This is a genomic window from Cellulosimicrobium cellulans, from assembly GCF_006539945.1.
Classification (GTDB): Bacteria; Actinomycetota; Actinomycetes; order Actinomycetales; family Cellulomonadaceae; genus Cellulosimicrobium; species Cellulosimicrobium cellulans.
Map to the genome: position 1 here is coordinate 112,737 of NZ_BJNZ01000004.1, position 19,081 is coordinate 131,817.

At 72.9% G+C, this 19,081-nt stretch carries 18 protein-coding genes; 13 read left to right on the forward strand and 5 right to left on the reverse strand.

Annotated features, from left to right (window positions below):
• The first annotated feature begins 3 nt into the window (after positions 1-3).
• The 3 genes from tsaB to CCE02nite_RS04595 all read left to right on the forward strand — a co-directional run bounded on the left by tsaB (position 4) and on the right by CCE02nite_RS04595 (position 2,188).
• Positions 4-735 carry a tRNA (adenosine(37)-N6)-threonylcarbamoyltransferase complex dimerization subunit type 1 TsaB gene (gene tsaB, locus CCE02nite_RS04585; RefSeq protein WP_141388498.1) on the forward strand — a complete coding sequence of 244 codons (732 nt, stop codon included), beginning with the start codon at positions 4-6 and terminating at the stop codon, positions 733-735.
• Positions 732-1,283, forward strand: coding sequence for a ribosomal protein S18-alanine N-acetyltransferase (rimI, locus tag CCE02nite_RS04590; RefSeq protein WP_141388499.1), 552 nt, complete (start codon positions 732-734; stop codon positions 1,281-1,283). The genes tsaB and rimI overlap by 4 nt, the downstream gene beginning before the upstream one ends.
• A 71-nt stretch (positions 1,284-1,354) precedes the next feature.
• A complete protein-coding gene (locus CCE02nite_RS04595; RefSeq protein WP_218027027.1) occupies positions 1,355-2,188 on the forward strand; it encodes a sulfurtransferase in 834 nt (277 codons plus the stop codon).
• A gap of 112 nt (positions 2,189-2,300) precedes the next feature.
• Here the strand turns inward: CCE02nite_RS04595 and CCE02nite_RS04600 are convergent, their stop codons facing one another.
• Entirely contained in the window at positions 2,301-2,921 is a 621-nt protein-coding gene (locus CCE02nite_RS04600; RefSeq protein ID WP_255318631.1) for a malonic semialdehyde reductase, read from the reverse strand.
• A gap of 100 nt (positions 2,922-3,021) precedes the next feature.
• On the opposite strand from CCE02nite_RS04600, the gene tsaD reads away from it, so the two are divergent.
• A complete protein-coding gene (tsaD, locus tag CCE02nite_RS04605; protein WP_141388502.1) occupies positions 3,022-4,083 on the forward strand; it encodes a tRNA (adenosine(37)-N6)-threonylcarbamoyltransferase complex transferase subunit TsaD in 1,062 nt (353 codons plus the stop codon).
• Entirely contained in the window at positions 4,080-5,132 is a 1,053-nt protein-coding gene (locus CCE02nite_RS04610; RefSeq protein WP_141388503.1) for a hypothetical protein, read from the forward strand. The genes tsaD and CCE02nite_RS04610 overlap by 4 nt, the downstream gene beginning before the upstream one ends.
• Before the next feature lie 17 nt (positions 5,133-5,149).
• Here CCE02nite_RS04610 and CCE02nite_RS04615 read toward each other — a convergent pair whose 3' ends face one another.
• Positions 5,150-6,298 carry a glutamate--cysteine ligase gene (locus tag CCE02nite_RS04615; protein WP_141388587.1) on the reverse strand — a complete coding sequence of 383 codons (1,149 nt, stop codon included), beginning with the start codon at positions 6,296-6,298 and terminating at the stop codon, positions 5,150-5,152.
• Between the two features lie 5 nt (positions 6,299-6,303).
• Positions 6,304-7,593, reverse strand: coding sequence for a class I SAM-dependent methyltransferase (locus tag CCE02nite_RS04620; protein ID WP_141388504.1), 1,290 nt, complete (start codon positions 7,591-7,593; stop codon positions 6,304-6,306).
• A 126-nt stretch (positions 7,594-7,719) separates the two neighbouring features.
• On the opposite strand from CCE02nite_RS04620, the gene hsdR reads away from it, so the two are divergent.
• The 5 genes from hsdR (at position 7,720) to CCE02nite_RS04645 (ending at position 14,351) form a co-directional block, all read left to right on the forward strand.
• Positions 7,720-10,185 carry an EcoAI/FtnUII family type I restriction enzme subunit R gene (hsdR, locus tag CCE02nite_RS04625; protein ID WP_141388505.1) on the forward strand — a complete coding sequence of 822 codons (2,466 nt, stop codon included), beginning with the start codon at positions 7,720-7,722 and terminating at the stop codon, positions 10,183-10,185.
• 68 nt (positions 10,186-10,253) lie between these two features.
• Positions 10,254-10,841, forward strand: a complete 588-nt coding sequence (locus tag CCE02nite_RS04630; RefSeq protein ID WP_141388506.1) for a type IV toxin-antitoxin system AbiEi family antitoxin domain-containing protein — start codon at positions 10,254-10,256, stop codon at positions 10,839-10,841.
• Positions 10,838-11,713, forward strand: coding sequence for a nucleotidyl transferase AbiEii/AbiGii toxin family protein (locus tag CCE02nite_RS04635; RefSeq protein ID WP_141388507.1), 876 nt, complete (start codon positions 10,838-10,840; stop codon positions 11,711-11,713). Before CCE02nite_RS04630 ends, CCE02nite_RS04635 begins: the two co-directional genes overlap by 4 nt.
• The gene (locus tag CCE02nite_RS04640) at positions 11,710-13,218 is read left to right on the forward strand and encodes a class I SAM-dependent DNA methyltransferase (protein ID WP_218027025.1); all 1,509 of its coding nucleotides are present in this window, start codon (positions 11,710-11,712) and stop codon (positions 13,216-13,218) included. Before CCE02nite_RS04635 ends, CCE02nite_RS04640 begins: the two co-directional genes overlap by 4 nt.
• Complete coding sequence (locus tag CCE02nite_RS04645; RefSeq protein WP_141388508.1) at positions 13,215-14,351, forward strand: restriction endonuclease subunit S; 1,137 nt, start codon at positions 13,215-13,217, stop codon at positions 14,349-14,351. Before CCE02nite_RS04640 ends, CCE02nite_RS04645 begins: the two co-directional genes overlap by 4 nt.
• 15 nt (positions 14,352-14,366) lie before the next feature.
• Here the strand turns inward: CCE02nite_RS04645 and CCE02nite_RS04650 are convergent, their stop codons facing one another.
• Positions 14,367-15,044, reverse strand: coding sequence for a JAB domain-containing protein (locus CCE02nite_RS04650; RefSeq protein WP_174774885.1), 678 nt, complete (start codon positions 15,042-15,044; stop codon positions 14,367-14,369).
• A gap of 243 nt (positions 15,045-15,287) precedes the next feature.
• Between CCE02nite_RS04650 and groES the strand changes: the two genes are divergently transcribed.
• On the forward strand, positions 15,288-15,584 hold the full coding sequence (groES, locus tag CCE02nite_RS04655; RefSeq protein WP_047233053.1) for a co-chaperone GroES: 297 nt from the start codon (positions 15,288-15,290) through the stop codon (positions 15,582-15,584).
• 164 nt (positions 15,585-15,748) lie between these two features.
• Here the strand turns inward: groES and CCE02nite_RS04660 are convergent, their stop codons facing one another.
• Positions 15,749-16,039 carry a WhiB family transcriptional regulator gene (locus tag CCE02nite_RS04660; RefSeq protein ID WP_141388509.1) on the reverse strand — a complete coding sequence of 97 codons (291 nt, stop codon included), beginning with the start codon at positions 16,037-16,039 and terminating at the stop codon, positions 15,749-15,751.
• A 276-nt stretch (positions 16,040-16,315) separates the two neighbouring features.
• Between CCE02nite_RS04660 and CCE02nite_RS04665 the strand changes: the two genes are divergently transcribed.
• Together CCE02nite_RS04665 and guaB are read left to right on the forward strand one after the other, a co-directional pair.
• On the forward strand, positions 16,316-17,449 hold the full coding sequence (locus tag CCE02nite_RS04665; RefSeq protein WP_141388510.1) for a MerR family transcriptional regulator: 1,134 nt from the start codon (positions 16,316-16,318) through the stop codon (positions 17,447-17,449).
• 82 nt (positions 17,450-17,531) lie between these two features.
• The gene (guaB, locus tag CCE02nite_RS04670; RefSeq protein WP_141388511.1) at positions 17,532-19,061 is read left to right on the forward strand and encodes an IMP dehydrogenase; all 1,530 of its coding nucleotides are present in this window, start codon (positions 17,532-17,534) and stop codon (positions 19,059-19,061) included.
• Positions 19,062-19,081: the final 20 nt, after the last annotated feature.

Here is a 19,081-nt window from a genome sequence, read left to right on the forward strand (position 1 = left end):
GCCGTGGCTGTTCTCGCGCTCGACACCTCCGCCTCCGTCACCGTCGCCGTCGTCTCCGACGACGGCGCCCGTCTCGCCCGTCGCGACGCCCCGGAGCGCCGCCGGCACGCCGAGGCGCTCGCCCCGCTCGTCGAGGAGGCGCTCGCCGACGCGGGGATCGACCGCCGTGACCTCACGGCCGTCGCCGTCGGCACGGGCCCCGCGCCCTTCACGGGCCTGCGGGTCGGCCTCGTCACCGCGCGCACGCTCGGCTTCGCGCTCGGCATCCCCGTGCTCGGCGTCCCGAGCCTCGACGCGATCGCCGCACAGGCCGTGAGCGACCTCGGCCTCGAGCCCGACGACGAGCTGCTCGTCGCGACCGACGCCCGCCGCCGCGAGGTGTACTGGGCGCGCTACCGCGTCGTCGCGCACGAGGGACCGCACGCCGTGCCGGTCCTGGAGACCGTCGCGGGTCCCGACGTCGGGCCGGCGTCCGCCGTCGCCGAGCACGCCGCCGGCGCGGTCGTCGTGGGGGAGGGCGGCGAGCTCTACCCCGACGCCCTCGACGGCGCCGACGACGCGCCGCTCGTGCCTGACGCCGCCGTCCTCGCGCGGCTCGCGATCGCGCGCCGCGCCGCGGGGACGGACCAGCCGACCGAGCCGCTGTACCTGCGTCGCCCGGACGTCCACGAGGCTGCCGCGCGCAAGCGCGTGAGCGACACCGCGCCCGCCGCGGCGCCCGAGGGGTCCCGATGAGCGCGCGCCGCTACGAGATCCGCCTGCGGCCGCTCAAGGCCGCCGACCTCGACCGCGTCGTCGAGCTCGAGCGCGAGCTGTTCGGGCGCGGCGCCTGGACCTACGGGATGCTCGCGGACGAGCTCGCGGGCCTCGGGCGCTGGTACGTCGCCGCGGAGCCCGTGCGGCTCTACGCCGCCGGCCCGCAGCCCGTCGTCGGCTACGCGGGCCTGTGGTTCGACGGCGACGTCACCCAGGTCATGACCCTCGGCGTCGACCCGGCGTTCCAGCACCAGGGCGTCGGCTCCACGCTCCTGGAGGCGCTCGTCGCGCGCTCGCGCGAGCTCGGCGCGGACGCTGTGCTCCTCGAGGTGCGGGTGGACAACGACCCGGCGCTCGCGCTCTACGCGAAGTACGGGTTCGAGCAGCTCGGCATCCGCAAGCGCTACTACCAGCCCGAGGACGTCGACGCCTACACGATGCGGCTCGAGCTCGGCACGACCGGGGCGCCCGGCGGGCCGGACGCGCCGGACTACGGCACCGCGCCCGACACCGGCGTCCTCGCGTGAGCGCGCCCGCGCCGCGCGGCCCGGTCCTCGGCACGGACCACCGCGGGCCGGACGCCGCGCGCCGTGACCGGGTGCTCGTGGCCGCGCCCGACCTGGCGGCGGCGCTCGCGGGGGAGCGCCCGCCCGTCGTGCTCGACGTGCGCTGGGCGCTCGGCCTCACCGACGGGCGCGAGCAGCACCGCGCGGGGCACGTCCCGGGCGCCGTGTACGTGGACCTCGAGACGGAGCTCGCGGCGCCGCCGTCGCCCGCGGCGGGCCGGCACCCGCTCCCCGACCCCGCCGACCTCCAGGCCGCGGCGCGGCGCTGGGGCGTGCTCGGGGACCGACCGGTCGTCGTCTACGACGCCGTGGGCGGCACGTCCGCCGCGCGCGCCTGGTGGCTGCTGCGCTGGGCGGGTCACGACGACGTGCGGATCCTCGACGGCGGGCTCGCCGCCTGGCAGGCCGCCGGGCACGCGCTCGACGAGGGCGACGTGCGGCCCGAGCCGGGCGACGTCGTCGTCACGCCGGGCGGGATGCCCGTCCTCGACGCCGACGGCGCGGCCGACCTCGCGGCGTCGGGCGTGCTGCTCGACGCGCGCGCGGGCGAGCGCTACCGCGGCGAGGTCGAGCCGGTCGACCCGCGCGCGGGCCACGTCCCCGGCGCGGTGAGCGCGCCGACCACGGACAACCTCGCCGCCGACGGGACGTTCCTGGACGCGGCCGCGCTGCGTGCGCGGTTCGCGGGCCTGGGGGCGCTGAACGGTGCGCACGACGCGCCCCCGGCCGTGGGCGTCTACTGCGGCTCGGGCGTGACCGCGGCGCACGAGGTCGCTGCCCTCGCGACGCTCGGCGTCGAGGCGGCGCTCTACGCCGGCTCGTGGTCGCAGTGGTCGAACGACCCGGCACGACCCGCCGCGACCTGACGGCACCGCGCCGCAGCCGCCGCGAGGCGGCACCGCGCCGCAGCCGCCGCGAGGCGGCACCGCGGTGGGGTGCCGCCTCGGCGGACGTGCGCTCGCGGCGGGGCCGCGGGTGTCAGACGGTCGCGATGGCCTGCTCGGGCGCGAGGCGCGGCGAGCGCGGGTAGGGCGTGCCGGTGCCGTCGGCCACGCCGACGTTGATGACGAGCATCGACCTCCAGCCGTTGTCGGCGAAGAACTCGGCGTCGATCCCGGCGCGGTCCATGCCGTTCATCGGGCCCGCGGCGAGCCCGGCGGCGCGCAGGCCGACGACGAGGTAGCCCGCCTGGATGTGGGCGTTGTCGCGCGCCATGCCGTCGCGGACCTCGGGGACGCCGTGGAGGTTGTCGCGCATGCCGGGCACGTGGGGGAACAGCGTGTCGAGGTGCTCGTGGAACGCGGGGTCGTACGCGACGACGAGCGACAGCGGCGCGTTCGCCACGCGCTCCTTGTTGCCGTCGTTCATGTGCGCGACGAGGCGCTCGCGGGCCTCGGGCGTGCGCACGGCCAGGATGCGCAGCGGGACGGTGTTCATGGCCGTCGGGCCCCACTTGACGAGGTCGTAGACCGCGGCGAGCTGCTCGTCGGTCACCTCCGCGTCGGTGAACTGCGCGGTCGTGCGCGCCTCGCGGAAGAGGCGGTCGGCCGTGGTCTCGTCGATCTGCAGGCTCGTGGGAGCCAGGGTGTCGGTGCTCATGACCGGGGCAACGGTTGAGCATTGAACCATCTTCCCGACAGGCGGTGTGACGTGCGCGACACGACACGGACCGGACGCGCGCGCGACTACCCTGGACGCCATGGTTTCCTCTGCGAGCTCCGGCGAGCCCCTGGTGCTCGGCATCGAGACGTCCTGCGACGAGACCGGCGTCGCGCTGGTCCGCGGTCGCGAGCTGCTCGTCGACACGGTCGCGAGCTCGATGGACGAGCACGCGCGCTACGGCGGCATCATCCCCGAGGTCGCGTCGCGCGCCCACCTCGAGGCGATGATCCCGACGATCGAGCGCAGCCTCGGCACGGCCGACGTCGACCTGTCCGAGGTCGACGCGATCGCCGTGACCGCCGGGCCGGGTCTCGTCGGCCCGCTCACGATCGGCGCGTCGGCCGCCAAGGCGCTCGCGCTCGCGCTCGGCAAGCCGCTCTACGGCGTCAACCACGTCATCGGCCACGCGGCCGTGGACGAGCTCGTGCACGGCGCGTTCCCGGAGCGCGTCATGGCGCTCGTCGTGTCCGGAGGGCACAGCTCGCTCCTCCTGGTCGACGACGTCGCGACGTCCGTCACCGAGCTCGGCTCGACGCTCGACGACGCGGCGGGCGAGGCGTTCGACAAGGTCGGGCGCCTGCTCGGCCTCCCGTACCCGGGCGGGCCGCACATCGACCGCCTCGCGCGCGAGGGCGACCCGACGGCGATCCGCTTCCCGCGTGGCCTCACGGCGCGCAAGGACCAGGAGAAGCACGCGTACGACTTCTCGTTCTCCGGCCTCAAGACGGCCGTCGCGCGGTGGGTCGAGGCCCGGCAGGACGCGAGGGAGGAGATCCCCGTGCACGACGTCGCCGCCTCCTTCGCGGAGTCCGTCGCCGACGTGCTCACCGCGAAGACCATCGCGGCGTGCGAGCGGCACGGCGTGTCGACGCTCGTCGTCGGCGGCGGCTTCAGCGCGAACTCGCAGCTGCGGGACATGGCCGCGAAGCGCTGCGCCGAGGCGGGCATCGAGCTGCGCATCCCTCCGATCCGCTACTGCACGGACAACGGCGCGATGATCGCCGCGCTCGGGTCCGCCGTCGTGCGGGCCGGCGTGGCGCCGTCGAGCCTCGACATCGGCGTGGACTCGTCGATGCCGTTGACCGTGACGCACGTGTGACCCCGGAGGCCGGTCTCACGCCTGACGAGGCGCTGCGGCGCGCCCACGCATGGGCGCACGCGGCCGCGTCGGCGGCGCCCGGTCCCGAGCGCGCCCACGCCGAGCACGCCGCGGCGTACTGGGCGGCGCAGCACCGGGCGCTCCTGGTGACCGTGCCGGCCTACGGGTCGGCCGCGCCGTACGGTCAGCCCTCCGGCGCTCCCGCGACCCAGCCCGCGTACGGGGCTCCGGCGGGGACCGCAGCCCCGTACGGGGCGTCCACCGTCTCGTGGGAGGTGCCGCGCCGGCGTCGGGGTCGTGCCGCGCGGGTCGTGATGTTCGTCCTCGTGCTCGTGGTGGCCGTCGTCGCGTACCTCGTCAACGACGTGCGCGAGGCGCGGGACGACGGAGCGGTCCTGCCCACCGAGCAGGAGGGCGCCGTGCCGCCTCCGACGGTCTGGGAGGACACGAGCCCCGACGCGGCGCCGTCGGCGACCGGCACCGAGGCCGCGTGGAAGGCGGGCGAGTACGCCGAGCCGTTGCCCGACCCGGTGCCGGGCGCGGCGCAGACCACGCCCTTCCTGCCCGACCATCCCGACCCCACGGCCTGGCTGCTCGCGCTCAACCCCGCCAACGAGGGCGTCCAGGTCGTCTTCACCGACGACCCGACGCTCAACTGCGGCATGGAGCACGTCGCGGAGCACGACGCGTACGCCGCGGGCTCGGCGGGCTGCTTCCAGCCCGCCCACCCGACCGTGCTGTTCGTGTGGTGGGGCGAGGACTCCGACCCGGCGACCAAGCAGGTCCTCCTCGCGCACGAGCTGTCGCACATGCTCCAGTGGTGGCACGAGTTCGACCTGATGCAGTCCGCCGTCGACTCCGGCCTCGCCGAGGACGAGGAGTGGCAGCACGCGGTCGAGACCGACGCGACGTGCCGCGTGCTGTCGTGGGGCGGGTACTCGGAGGCGGCGGCGGACCGCACGTCGTCGCCGTGCGACGCCGACGACTGGTCGCCGACGTGGCTCGCCGACCGCGCCGCGGACCTCGGCGTGGTCCTGCGCGACTACTGACCGTCCCCGGTGGACCGTCAGAGCGGGCGGCCCGCCCGCATCTCCGCGACGAGCGAGCGCACGACGGCGTCCAGCTCGCCCCCGTTGCGGCGCGCGACCGCCCGCTGGCGCTGGTAGGACGCACCGCGCCGCACGATCGTGCGCACGCCGTCGAGCTCGTCCAGGCACCCGAGCCGTGCGGCGACGGGCTCGAGCTCGACGAGCAGGCGCCCGACGGCGTCGGTCACGAGCTCCTCGTTGCCCTCGCGGTCGAGGATGATGATCGCGTCCATGCCGTAGCGCGCGGAGCGCCACTTGTTCTCCTGCGCGAACCACGGGGGGATGCTCGGGAGCTCGCGGCCCTCGTCGAGCAGCGTGGAGAAGTGCTCGACCAGGCAGTGCGTGAGCGCGGCGAGCGCGAGCAGCTCGGAGATGTTCGTGACGCCGTCGCAGATGCGGGTCTCGAGCGTGCCGAACTGCGGGGCGGGGCGCAGGTCCCAGCGGATCTCGTCGAACGCGTCGATGACCCCCGTGTGCAGCATGTCCGCGACGTAGCCCTCGAGCTCCTCCCACGTGGCGAACTGGAACGGGAGCCCCGCGGTGGGGAGCTGCTGGAACATGAGCGCGCGGTTCGACGCGTACCCGGTGTCCTTGCCGCCCCAGAACGGCGAGCTCGCCGAGAGCGACTGCAGGTGCGCGAACGTCGTGAGCATCGCGCGCTGGATCGGCAGCACCTTGGCGCGGTCCTCGATGCCGACGTGCACGTGCACGCCGTAGATGAGCATCTGCCGGCCCCACCACTGAGTGCGGTCGATGAGGGTGTTGTAGCGCTGCTTGTCGGTGACCTTCTGCTGCGCCCAGCGCGCGAACGGGTGCGTGCCCGCGCTCATGAGCTCCACGCGCAGCGGGTCAGTCACCGCCCGGAGCTCCTCGATCGAGCGCTCGAGGTCGCGACCCGCCTCCCCGACGGTGCGGCACACGCCGCTCACGACCTCGACCGTGTTCAGCAGCAGCTCCTGCTTGATCGACGGGTGCGTGCCCCCGCCCTCCGGGCGCACCGCGTCGAGGACCGTCTGCGCGACCTGGCGCAGGTCGCCCGAGTCGGCGTCGACGAGCGCGAGCTCCCACTCCAGCCCGACGGTCGAGCGCTCCGACCGGGCGAACGGGATCGCGGTGCGCCGCGGCAGGACGCTCACCGCGGACCCTCCTGGACACCGCTCTGCGGGGCGCCAGTCGAGGTGGCACCGAGCGGCTCGACGACGAGGACCTGCTGGGACCCGCCCACACGCGTCAGGACGATCGTGGCGGTCGCGTCGCCCGTGAGGGCGAGCTGGCGGCGGAGCTGCTCGGGCGTGACGGCCGTGCCGCGCTTCTTGATCGTCAGGCGTCCCACGCCGCGCTCGCGCAGGTACGAGCGCAGCCGCTTGAGGCCGAACGGCATCGTGTCGAGCACGCGGTAGCCGCGCGCGAGGCCGTCCGCGAGCCCGGTCGCGTCGAGGGGCGCGGGGGAGTCGGTCGTCACGTACGCGATCGTCCGGTCGAGCAGCCGCCCGCCCAGCCCACGGGCGGCGTGGGCGACGAGCCCCGCGCGGATGACCGCGCCGTCGGGCTCGTAGAGGTACTGCCCGACGCCGCCCACGTCGGGGACGACGTCGTGGTCGCCGGGACGATGGGCGATCCGGCGCGTCGTGGTGCGCTCGATCCCGTCCGGTCCGCTCCACGTCGCCAGGACGAGCGCGGAGCGGCCCGGGCCCTCGGGCGCGAGCGGCCCGAACCAGAGGCCAGCCTCCACCACGTCGCCGTCGACCGAGACCCACTCCGTCTCGGCGTCCTCGGGCAGGCCGTCGTGCGGGATCCCGGGACCGACCTTGATGCCCACGGCGGGGACGCGCTCGCGCAGCGCCCACACCGCGTCGAGCGGCGGGGCGTACGCCTTCGGGTCGAACACGCGCTTGCCGCCCCGTGTCCGTCGGGCAGGGTCGGCGTACACGCCCTCGATCCGCTCGCCCTCCAGGTCGAGCGCGAGCCCGTCGCCGTGGCGCACCTCGGCCTCGGGGAAGTGGCGCAGGTTGACGGTCGCGATCGCCGCGGTGAGCTCGTCGACGTCGGTCGCGAGCACCTCGAGCTCCGCGGCCGCGAAGGCGAGCGCGTCGACGCCGATCCCGCTCGTGAGGTCCGCGACGCGCCGGATCCCCGCCTCCTGGTACCGCCGGGCGTGCAGCCCCGCGACGACGAGCCGGCTCGCCTGCTCCAGCCCCGCCTGCGTGAAGAGCATGCCGTCGGCGAACGCGCCGAGCTTGCCGCGGGCGGCCGCGCGCAGCCGCGACTGCGTGAGAGCCGCGGCGGCGAGGTCGGGGTCGACGCCCTTCGCGCGCAGCCCCGCCGAGAGCACGAGCGCCTGCTGCTCGTCGTACGGGGGGAGCGCGCCGAGCAGTGCCCAGCCCTCGGGGCTGAGCAGCTTGGTCAGCGTGGCGGCGTCCATGGCGTCGATCCTTCCACGGGGGACGGGGACCACGCGCAGCCGGGACGGCGATCGTCCGAGGGGCGGACGGCGGCGCGAGGAGTCGAGCGTGCGCCCGTGTGGGTGGAGGCTCGTACGATCTGCAGCATGGTGCAGGGGCCGCTCGAGTCGACGACGTGCAGGGACGTGATCCTGCCCGCCCTTCGGGCGGCCGGATGGACCGAGGACCAGATCGTGGAGCAGTACCCGCTCCAGAACCGGGACTCCGAGCACGCGATGCGCCAGGCGAAGGGGCGGCCGCGCGTCGCCGACTACGTGCTGGAGGTGGACGGGGTACCCGTCGCCGTGGTCGAGGCGAAGCGTGGGTACCGGTCAGCCGCGGACGGGATGGGGCAGGCGATCGACTACGCGGTCCGCCTCGACGTGCCGTTCGCCTTCGCGTCGAACGGTGGCGACGTGCTGCTCCACGACCGGAACGCCGGGACCGAGACCAGGGTCGCGAGCTTCCCAGGCCCGGACGAGATGTGGGCCGCGTACGCGGCCGGGCGCGGCCTGGGCACCCGGGGCGAGGTCGCGTCGCGTGTCCCGTGCAACCGGGTGCTGCGCTCGCACGGGGGGCGCGAGGTGAAGGTGCCGCGGTACTACCAGCGCACGGCCATCAACCGAACGATCGGGGCGATCGGCGCCGGGCGCACCCGGGTCCTCCTGCTCATGGCGACCGGCACCGGCAAGACGTTCACGGCGCTGCAGCTCGTGCACAAGCTGCGCGAGGCCAGCCGTCGCCTGGACGAGGGGCGTACGTACCGCGTGCTCTACCTCGCGGACCGCGACCTGCTCGTGTCGACGCCGATGGCGGACTTCGTCGCGGCGTTCGGGCGTGAGCCGGTCGCGCGACTGTCCAAGCACTCGACCTCGCAGAGCCGAGACCTGTACTTCGCGACCTACCAGGGGCTCGACGGCGAGTCCGCCGAGCTGGGCGAGGGTGAGACGCCGCCCAGCGTCTTCGAGTCCCTGCCGCGTGACTTCTTCTCCCTGGTCGTCGTGGACGAGTGTCATCGTGGCAGCGCGTCGAGCGGGTCCCGGTGGCGCGGGATCCTCGACCGTTTCGACGCCGCGGTCCAGGTCGGCCTCACCGCGACGCCCAAGCGGGACACGAACGTCGACACGTACGAGTACTTCGGCGACCCGGTCTACGAGTACTCGCTCGCGCAGGGCATCGAGGACGGGTACCTCGCGCCCTACCGGGTGCGCCGCGTGATCCTCGACGTGGACGCTTTCGGCTGGGAAGCGGAGCCCGGGCGGCTGGACGTCGACGGGCGCGAGATCCCCGAGGGCATCTACGCGACGCCGGACTTCGAACGGCGCCTGTCCCTGCCCGACCGGACGGCGGCGATGGCCGACCACCTCGTGGGCCTGCTCCGCGAACACCCGGGGGACCGTGCGGTCGCCTTCTGCGTGAGCGCGCAGCACGCGTACGAGATGAAGGCCGCACTGCTGGCAGCGGACCCGGACAAGACCCGGAACGACCCGGAGTGGGCCGTGCGGATCGTGGGGAACGAGCCGGACCGAGCACGCTTCCTCCAGGCGTTCACCGACCCCGAGACGGACTCGCCGCAGGTCGCGACCACTGCTCGCCTGCTGAGCACGGGGGTGGACATCGAGGACCTGCGCTTCGTCGTGCTGTGCCGGCCGGTGGGGTCGATGGTCGAGTTCAAGCAGATCGTCGGGCGCGGCACACGGTTGTACCCGCCGAAGGGCAAGCAGTACTTCGAGGTCGTCGACTACGTCGGTGCCTCGGCCAAGTTTCGCGACCCCGAGTTCGACGGGCCGTTGCCGGCACCGCGCACGGAACTGGTGGTCGACGGCGAGACGTTCGTCACCGACGAGGCAGAGGACCCGCTGGGTCCGGTCGAGCAGGTCGGGTTCCTCCGCGTGGAGGAACCCGATCCGGAGTTCCGGCGCGAGGCCGGTGGTGACCTCGGTGGCGATGGTGACGGCGCCGGCGACGATGCCGGGCCTTCGGCGGCTCCGGTGCGGATCCTCACCGTCCAGGGCGAGGCGGTGCGGCTGCTCGGTGAGCGGCTTCAGCTGATCGATCCCGGCACGGGTCGACTCACGACGCTCGAGTACCGGGCGTTCGTCCGCGACCGGGTCCGCTCCCTCTTCCCGTCGGCCGACGACCTGAGGGTGGCCTGGAAACAGGCGGAGGCGAGGCGAGAGCTCGCCGCGGAGCTGGATCGCCGCGGCGTCGACGTAGACCTGCTCGCGGAGCACGTCCGGCTGACCGACGCCGATGCGTTCGACGTGCTGTCGGCGGTCGCCTGGGACCTCGAGCCGCAGACGCGTCGGGAGCGCGCGGAGCGCGTGCGGATCGCCCACGGTGAGGAGATCGAACGGCTCGGTGCGGTCGCCCGCGAGGTGATCGACGTCCTGCTGGACCGCTACGCGCAGGAGGGGATCGGGGAGGTGACGCTCGCCGCTCTCCACGTCCGCCCGCTGAGCGAACGGGGCACGGTCGTCGAGCTCGCAGAGGCTTTCGGTGGCGGGCCGTCGATCCGGTCGTGGGTCGACGACCTCCAGCAGTGGTTGTACGAGGACGACAAGGCGTCTTGATGTTGACGACTGGAATCGACGCGAAACTGAAGGAAAGTTTGATTATCTGCGCCTGGTAGGCTCGGTCCGTGACGCAACGCCGTGATGCCCAGCAGGCACTGCACGCGCTCGCGTACCGCCAGTCCGGGTATTTCACCGCGGCGCAGGCCGTGAGCCTCGGGTTCAGTCACCAGGGGCAGAAGTACCACGTCGACGCGGGGAACTGGGTGCGGGTGGAGCGGGGCATCTTTCGGCTGCGGGACTGGCCGGGTGAGATCGAGGACGTCTACGTGCTGTGGTCGCTGTGGAGCCGGGGTCGGGGGGTTCTCTCGCACGCGACGGCGCTCGCGGTCCACGACCTCGGCACGCTGGACCCGGCCGAGGTGACGATGACCGTGCCGCAAGGCTTTCGCGCGCGCCATCCCGCGGTGCGCACCGTGGCGGGAACCGTACCGGACGCCGACGTCGAGGACCGCGGCGCGTTCCGCGTGACGGCACCGGTCCGGACGCTGCTCGACGTGGCGTCGACGTCCGGGCAGGAGATCGTCGATGACGCGGTCGCCGACGCGCTCGACCGCGGACTCGTGTCCGCCCGCACTCTGCGACGCCGCGCCGACGAGGCGGGCGACCGTGCCGCGCTGCGGATCGAGCGCGCGCTCGCGGCGGTCGGACGATGACGCCACGGGAGCCCTCAGCGCTGCGCGCGAGCCTGGATGCTCGCCTTCAGCTCCTCGCCCGCGAGCGCGCCCAAGACGTGAACCGGCTGCGGCGCCACCTCGCGTTCCAACGGCTGCTGCGTCGTCTCGACGACGGGTGGGTGCTCAAGGGCGGCTACCTGCTCGAGGCGCGCCTCGGCGCTCGTGCTCGCGCGACCAAGGACCTCGACCTGGTCGCGGTTCCCGCCGGGGGTGCGGACGATCTCGCGGAGCTGCTCGCCGAATCGTTGGAGCACGACGTCGACCGTGACGGCTTCGTCTTCCGCGTGGTCGCAGCACGAGCGCACCTGGCGGACGCCGAGCAGCTCGGTGGCGCCGGCGCGCGCCTGTCCGTGACCGTGCTCCTTGCCGGTCGCGACTTCGTCAACCTCCGGGTCGACGTGGTCGCGCGGCCCGACGAGGTCGACGGCGGGACGGAGCGGATCACCCTGCCCGTGCTCGTCGCCGAGCCGGGTTGGGAGCCGATCACCGTCATCGCCGTCGACACGGCGCAGCACGCGGCAGAGAAGCTCCATGCGCTGAGCGCCGTCGACGTGCACCCACGTCCCTCCACGCGGGTCAAGGACCTCCTGGACGTCGTGCTGCTGGTGGAGTCCGGCACGCTGGACGGCCCGCGGCTCGGCGAACGGCTCAGTGCCGTCTTCCAGGTGCGCGACGGTGCGAGTCCGCCACAGCGGCTCCCCGAGCCGCCTGCCGCCTGGCAGACCGACTACGAGTTGCTCGCCGCGCCGTACGACGTGTCGGCCCGGACGTTGAGCGATGCGCTCGCCCTCGCGCACGACCTGTATTCCGCCGCCCTCAGCGACCACCCTTCCCGACAGGAGTCCCCGTGAACGCCGCTCGTCCCACGTCGTCCCGCGCCGAGCTGACGACGGTGATCAAACGAGCGCGGAACATCATGCGCAAGGACCCGGGCCTGAACGGTGACGCCGACCGCATCCCGCAGCTCTCCTGGATGCTCTTCCTCAAGTCGCTCGACGATCACGAAGTCCGGCGTGAGCTGGTCGAGGACGACTACGTCCCTCTGCTCGACGCTCCCTACCGGTGGCGCGACTGGGCGGGACCCAGCGCGGGGACGCCCCGGACCGGTGACGCGCTCGTCACGTTCGTCAACGGCAACCTCATCCCGCACCTGGCAGGAGTCGCGGACACCGGGGCGCAGGGCGGCGAACGCGACGTCATCGGGCAGGTCTTCGCCGACGTGCACAACCGGATGCTCTCCGGCTACCTCCTCGCGGAGCTGGCCGAGGAGATCGATCGCGTCAACTTCAACTCGTCTGACGACCTGCACACCATGGCGCTCGTCTACGAGTCGATGCTCAAGGAGATGCGGGACTCGGCCGGTGACGCGGGGGAGTTCTACACGCCACGCCCCGTGGTGCGGTTCATGGTCGACATGGTCGACCCGCAGGTGGGCGAGACCGTGATGGATCCCGCGACCGGGACCGGCGGGTTCCTCGTCGAGGCGCACGAGCACGTTGCACGGCAGACGACGACGGTCGCCGAGCGCGAGCGCACGCACGGAACGCTGCGCGGGTTCGAGAAGAAGCCGCAGCCGTTCCTGCTGTGCCAGATGAACCTGCTCCTGCACGGCGCGCACGGCCCGGACGTGGTGCGCGGGAACTCCCTGCTGGCGCCGCTGCGCGAGCAGCGGGACGACGGCGTCGACGTGGTGCTGACCAACCCGCCCTTCGGTGGCGAGGAAGAGGCCGAGGTCGCGAAGGGCTTCCCCGCGGGGATGCAGACGGCGGAGACGTCGTGGCTGTTCCTCCAGGCCGTGATGGCGCGCATCGCGCGCAAGCGCGGTCGGGCGGCCGTCGTGGTGCCGAACAGCACGCTGTTCGACAAGGGCGTCGGTGGGCGAATCAAGAAGAAGCTGCTGGAGGAGTTCGACCTGCACACCGTGGTCCGGCTGCCCAACGGCGTGTTCGAGCCCTACACCGCGATCCCGTCAAACCTCCTGTTCTTCGAGGCGGGGCGCCCGACGACGGACGTGTGGTTCTACGAGCTGCCCCTGCCCGAGGGGCGCAAGAAGTACACCAAGACGAAGCCGCTGCGCTACGAGGAGTTCGCCGACCTGGCCGCGTGGTGGGGCGAGTCCGGACCGGGTGCGGAGCGTCGGAAGGCGCGCGTCGAGGACGCGCACGCGTGGAAGGTCCCGGTCGGCGAGATCGTCGAGCGCGGGTACGACCTCGACCTCCGCAACCCCCACGTGGGCGACGCGCTGGAGAACCGTCCCGTCGCCGAGATCCTCGACGAGCTCGTCGAGGTCGAGGAACAGATCCTCGATCTCCTGCGCGGCCTTCGTGCCGAAGTGTCGGCGGAGGCTGGGCGATGAGCGTGCGCTGGCGGCGGTTCGGTGACCTCTTCCAGCTCGAGCGCCGTGATCCTGGACTCCGCATGGGGGAGGAGCGGGCGGAGATCGGGATCCGGTCCTTCGGGCGGGGAACGTTTCACAAGCCGCCCGTCTCGACGGCGGAGCTCGGGGGAAAGCGAGTCTTCGAGATCCGTGAGGGGGACCTGCTGATCTCCAACATCTTCGCCTGGGAAGGCGCGATCGCGGTCGCCGGGCAGGGCGACGACCGGCTCATCGGTTCGCACCGGTTCATGACGTGGACTCCGACGAGCAGTTCCGTCAACGTTTCGTTCGTGCGGGAGTATCTGCTCTCCACGCGTGGGCTGGATGCAGTTAGCAAGGCATCACCGGGATCTGCTGGGAGGAATCGGACCCTCGGCGTGCGAGCCCTCGAGGAGATCGAGATCCCGGTTCCGGATCTCCCCACCCAGCGCGCCATCGCCGCCCGCCTCGACGCAGTCGCAAGTTCGGTCATTGCCCCGAAGTCGGGCGGGCTCGGAGACGTCGCTCGACAGCTCGTCGAGGGTGCGTGCCTGCAGGCTCCGATCCGTCCTTTCGGTGAGCTGTTCGAACTTGTCCGCCGACCAGCAAGGCTCGAGGAAGGCAGGTCGTACCGCGAGATCGGCGTAAGGTCGTTCGGGCGTGGCCTGTTCGTCAAGGAACCCGTGACGGCGCAGGAGATCGGAGCAAAACGGGTCTTCGAGGTGGTGGACGGCGACCTCGTCATCAGCAACATTTTCGCGTGGGAGGGCGCGGTCGGGCTCGCGCGCAGTGAGCACGACGGCCTGCTGGGATCGCACCGCTTCATGACCTGGATCCCGCGTTCGAAGGGGCTCTCAGCGGCGTTCGCACGGTTCTATCTGACGTCGGTTGGCGGGGTTGAAAAGCTGCGGGACGCGTCACCCGGATCAGCGGGGCGCAACAGAACCCTTGCGATCAGGAGTCTTCAAGATCTGCGGATACCGGTGCCTTCGCTCCGTGCTCAGAACGAGTTGGTTCGCCGGATGGAGTCCGTCGAACAACTGCGAGGGCTTGCCTCGCGGCGGCAGGTGTTGGTGAATGCACTTCTTCCGGCTGCCCGCAACGAGGAGTTCGCGCGCCTGCTCGCGACGTGACGCGCGGCAGGTCGGTCATGTCGGGTCGATGGCGGACGCCCAGGCACTGCCCGCGAGCACGACGTGGTCGAGGAACCGTAGGCCGACCCCGGCGGCGGCGTCCCGCAACGAACGCGTGACCACACGGTCGGCGGTGCTCGGCGCCGGGTCGCCGCCGGGGTGGTTGTGCGCGAGCGCGAAGGCCACACCGTCGCGTCGCAGGACCTCCGCCAGCACCTCGCGGACGGGGAACGACGCGTGGTGCGCTCCGCCGTCGGACACCACGACCGTGGCGAGCACACGGTTCCCCGCCCCGCACACGACGAGGACGACGCGCTCGCGCCGAGCCCCGGCGAGGTGTGGCGTCGCGAGCCGGGCCACGTCGGACGACCGCGCGACGACAGCACGGTCGTCGACGGACACCTCCGCGCGGGCGGCGAGGGCGAGCGCGGCGACGACCCGAGCAGACTTGGCCGGCCCGACCCCGGGCTCCGCTGAGAGCGCGGCGACGTCGACCTGACGCAGCCCGCCGACACCGCCGTAGGACGCCAGGAGCCGTGCGGCGAGGTCGACGACGTTCACGCCCCTGAGGCCGGAGCCCAGCAGGATCGCGAGCAGCTCGGCGTCGGACAGCCCGGTGACACCGTGTCGCGCGAGTCGTTCGCGGGGACGTTGATCGGCCGGCAGCTCGGCGATCGTCGGCGGCGAGGTCATCTTCTCACCCTCGCAGGTCGTCGGGGCCATGAGCCTCGTATCCACAACCCCGGTACGCGTTCGGCGGACACGTTGGCACTCGCCTTGACCGAGTGCTAACGGCGACCTAGATTTGAGGTCGTGCCGCCACCGCTCGCGGAGGCGGCACCACGTGCGACCAGGCTGTCCGGCACCCGCGACGACGGCCAGCCGGTGCGCTCGACCCATCCGTTGCAGTTCTCACCGCGAAAGGGGAGGTCCGACGTGTCGGTCCCCATCAAGCCGCTCGAGGACCGGATCGTCGTGAAGGCCCTCGAGGCCGAGACCACGACCGCATCCGGCCTGGTCATCCCGGACACCGCCAAGGAGAAGCCCCAGGAGGGCGAGGTCCTGGCCGTCGGTCCGGGCCGTGTCGACGACAACGGCAACCGCGTCCCGCTCGACGTGACCGTCGGCGACAAGGTCATCTACAGCAAGTACGGCGGCACCGAGGTCAAGTACGGCGGCGTGGACTACCTGGTCCTGTCCGCGCGCGACATCCTCGCCGTGGTGGTCGGCTGACGCCGACCCGTTCCAGCAGCAGGGCCCGCGACCGTCCGGTCGCGGGCCCTGCTGCGTTCCGTGGCCGGTCGCCCCACCGTTTCCCACGGGTCGTGCGCACGCGCTCCCGGTACGACGTCGGACCGGTGCCGTGCAGGTCTGCTGGTGGTGCCGCGGGGTGCCGGTCAGCCGGTGCGGCGAGCGCCGCCGGCGAGGATCGCCGCCCGCTCGTCCTCGCTCAGTCCGCCCCACACCCCGTACGGCTCGCGCACGCGGAGCGACTGCTCGCGACACTGCATCATGACGGGGCACGAGTGGCAGATCGCCTTCGCGGCCTCCGCGCGCCGTCGTCGCGTCGAACCGCGTTCGCCCTCGGGGTGGAAGAACAGGGTGTCGTCCGTGTCGCGGCACGAACCCTGGTACTGCCATTCCCACAACTCCATGACGGGCCCTGGGAGCCTCGAGATCTCTGCCATGGCGAACAACCTACAAGCGTTGCAGAAGTTTTTCAAGTCCCTTGTGGGGAAAAAGTGAACGGGCAGGTCACGGCGATTCCCGGCGCGCTGCCCCGGGGCCATCCGGCCAAAACGATCCATGGCCGCGGCCCTGCCCGACCTCGGTTGGCGCGATGTCGGTTCGATGGCGCGTTTGCGCGAGTGGCGAACAAACTCTGCACAAGTCTGAAGCGAAGGGTGCACGACTGTGACCTGGACGAGGTGGCGAGACGCGAGGCCGGTCGGCAGAATCGATCCATGACCTCCGTCCGGTCCGCCCCCGACCACGAGGGAGCCCGACCGAGCATGTCCTCGAACCCCGGCCTCGCCGTCGCCGCCGTCGCGCGCCGGCTCGGCGTCGCGCCCGCGACCCTGCGGACGTGGGACCGCCGTTACGGGCTCGGCCCCTCGCAGCACCGCGCGGGATCCCACCGGCGCTACACGGACGACGACGTCGCGCGGCTCGTCGTCATGCGACGCCTCACGCTCGACGGCGTCGCACCCGCCGACGCGGCCCGCGCGGCCCTGGCGGCCGGCGCCGACGAGCTCGACGCGCACCGCGGCTCCGTCTCGTTCGACGAGCACGGTGCCGACGAGGGGTCGGACCTCGACGACGACCTCGACGCGGACGACGCCGTTGCCGAGCCGGCCCCGCCGTCGCGCCCGTTCCTGCGGGCCGTGCCCGGGGGCGAGCCCGCGCGGGGGAGCGGGCCGCGTGCCCTCGGCGTGCGGGAGGCGCCGCGCCCGACCCGCGTCTCCGACGTCGTCGACGCCGCGATCGCCTACGACCAGCGCACCTGCGACCGGCTCCTGCGCATCCCTGCCGGTGGTGACCCCTCCACCTGGTGGTCCGACCTCGTCGAGCCGGCGCTCGAGCGCCTCGCCGAGCGCACCGTGCTCGCCGGCCCGGGGGAGGTCCCCGAGGTCGTGCTCGCGAACGCGACGCTGGGCGCGCTGCGCGAGTACACGCAGGCGAGCGAGGACGCGATCGTCGCGGCGGGGGGGCCGCCCCGCAACCACCCGAGCCGCATGCGCAGGATCGTCCTCGTGTTCGCGGCGCCGGACGAGCCGCTGCCGCTGGCCGCGCACGCCCTCGCGGCGTCGCTCGCGTCGCACGGCGCGATGGCCCGGATCGTCACCGGCCCGGCGAACGTCCACCGCACGCTGGAGATCGTCACGATGGTGCGGCCCTCGGCGGTCGCGATGGTCACGACCCAGGCGCGCCCCGACCTCGGGATCGTCCACGCGGCGCACGAGGCGAACCCGAGCCTGCCGTTCTTCGTCGGCCTGCCGAGCGACGAGGCCGCCGGGGACCTCCCGCTCGCCGCCACGGTGCACCGCGTGCGCAGCTTCACCGGCCTCCTGCACGAGCTCCTCGCGGTCGTCCGCTGAGGTCTCGGGCGGGCGGCCCACGGGGTGCCGGGCGCGGATCGCGCCGGGAATACCGGAGGGCCCCGCGGCGTAGAATCCTGGTGTGACCGCCTCGCCCGTCCCCGCCGCCGCTCCCGACCGCGACCCCTTCGGTTTCCTGGGTCTCACCTATGACGACGTGCTGCTGCAGCCCGGCTACTCGGACCTGGCGCCGTCGGACATCGACACCACGACGCGCCTGACCCGCGAGATCTCGATCCGCGTGCCGCTCGTCTCGGCGGCGATGGACACCGTCACCGAGTCGCGCATGGCGATCGCGATGGCGCGCCAGGGCGGCATCGGCGTCCTGCACCGCAACCTCTCCATCGAGGACCAGGCGCTCCAGGTGGACCTGGTGAAGCGCACGCAGACGGGGATCATCGACAACCCGGTGACCATCGGCCCGGACGCGACGCTCGAGGAGCTCGACAAGACGGCCGGCGAGTACCGCATCTCCGGCTTCCCCGTCCTCGACGCCGAGCGCCGCCTCATCGGCATGGTCACCAACCGCGACCTGCGCTTCACGCCCGTCGCGGAGTGGGCGACGACCAAGGTCGACGAGGTCATGACGCCGCAGCCGCTCATCACGGGCCCGGCGGGCATCTCGCGCGAGGAGGCGACCGCGCTCCTGCGCCAGCACAAGCTCGAGCGCCTCCCGCTCGTCGACGCCGACGGCCGCCTCACCGGGCTCATCACGGTCAAGGACTTCGTCAAGTCCGAGCAGTTCCCCAACGCCTCGAAGGACGGCCAGGGCCGTCTGCTCGTGGGTGCCGCGATCGGGTACTTCGGCGACGCGTGGCAGCGTGCCACGACCCTGATCGACGCCGGCGTGGACGTGCTCGTCGCCGACACGGCGCACGGCAACGTGCGCATGCTCATCGAGATGGTCGCGCGACTCAAGTCCGACCCGGCGACGCGCGGCGTGCAGGTGATCGGCGGCAACGTCGCGACGCGCGAGGGCGCCCAGGCGTTCGTCGACGCGGGCGCGGACGCGGTCAAGGTCGGCGTCGGACCGGGCTCCATCTGCACGACGCGCATCGTCACCGGCGTGGGCGTCCCGCAGGTCACGGCGGTCTACGAGGCGTCGCTCGCCGCGCGCCCGGCGGGCGTGCCCGTCATCGCGGACGGCGGCATGCGCCACTCGGGCGAGATCGGCAAGGCGATCGTCGCGGGCGCGGAGTCGGTGATGCTCGGCTCGATGCTCGCGGGCACCGAGGAGTCGCCGGGCGAGACGATCCTCGTCAACGGCAAGCAGTACAAGGCGTACCGGGGCATGGGCTCCATGGGTGCCATGTCCTCGCGCGGCAAGAAGTCCTACTCGAAGGACCGCTACTTCCAGGCCGAGGTCACGAGCGACGACATGATCGTCCCCGAGGGCATCGAGGGCCAGGTCGCGTACAAGGGCTCGCTCGGCACCGTCGCGCACCAGCTCGTCGGCGGTCTGCACCAGACGATGTTCTACGTCGGCGCGCGGACCGTCCCGGAGCTCCAGGAGAAGGGCCGCTTCATCCGCATCACGTCGGCGTCGCTCAAGGAGAGCCACCCGCACGACGTCCAGATGACCGTCGAGGCCCCGAACTACACCGGCTTCTGAGGCGGCCCGCCACCACCACG

Excerpts from the sequence above, each read along its gene's own strand:
- tsaD (WP_141388502.1), top strand. The coding sequence starts at position 3,022 with ATGGTTTCCTCTGCGAGCTCCGGCGAGCCCCTGGTGCTCGGCATCGAG.
- CCE02nite_RS04635 (WP_141388507.1), top strand. The coding sequence starts at position 10,838 with ATGACGCCACGGGAGCCCTCAGCGCTGCGCGCGAGCCTGGATGCTCGC.
- CCE02nite_RS04665 (WP_141388510.1), top strand. The coding sequence starts at position 16,316 with ATGACCTCCGTCCGGTCCGCCCCCGACCACGAGGGAGCCCGACCGAGC.
- CCE02nite_RS04620 (WP_141388504.1), bottom strand. The coding sequence starts at position 7,593 with ATGGACGCCGCCACGCTGACCAAGCTGCTCAGCCCCGAGGGCTGGGCA.
- CCE02nite_RS04650 (WP_174774885.1), bottom strand. The coding sequence starts at position 15,044 with ATGACCTCGCCGCCGACGATCGCCGAGCTGCCGGCCGATCAACGTCCC.
- rimI (WP_141388499.1), top strand. The coding sequence starts at position 732 with ATGAGCGCGCGCCGCTACGAGATCCGCCTGCGGCCGCTCAAGGCCGCC.
- hsdR (WP_141388505.1), top strand. The coding sequence starts at position 7,720 with ATGGTGCAGGGGCCGCTCGAGTCGACGACGTGCAGGGACGTGATCCTG.
- CCE02nite_RS04645 (WP_141388508.1), top strand. The coding sequence starts at position 13,215 with ATGAGCGTGCGCTGGCGGCGGTTCGGTGACCTCTTCCAGCTCGAGCGC.
- CCE02nite_RS04660 (WP_141388509.1), bottom strand. The coding sequence starts at position 16,039 with ATGGCAGAGATCTCGAGGCTCCCAGGGCCCGTCATGGAGTTGTGGGAA.
- CCE02nite_RS04600 (WP_255318631.1), bottom strand. The coding sequence starts at position 2,921 with ATGAGCACCGACACCCTGGCTCCCACGAGCCTGCAGATCGACGAGACC.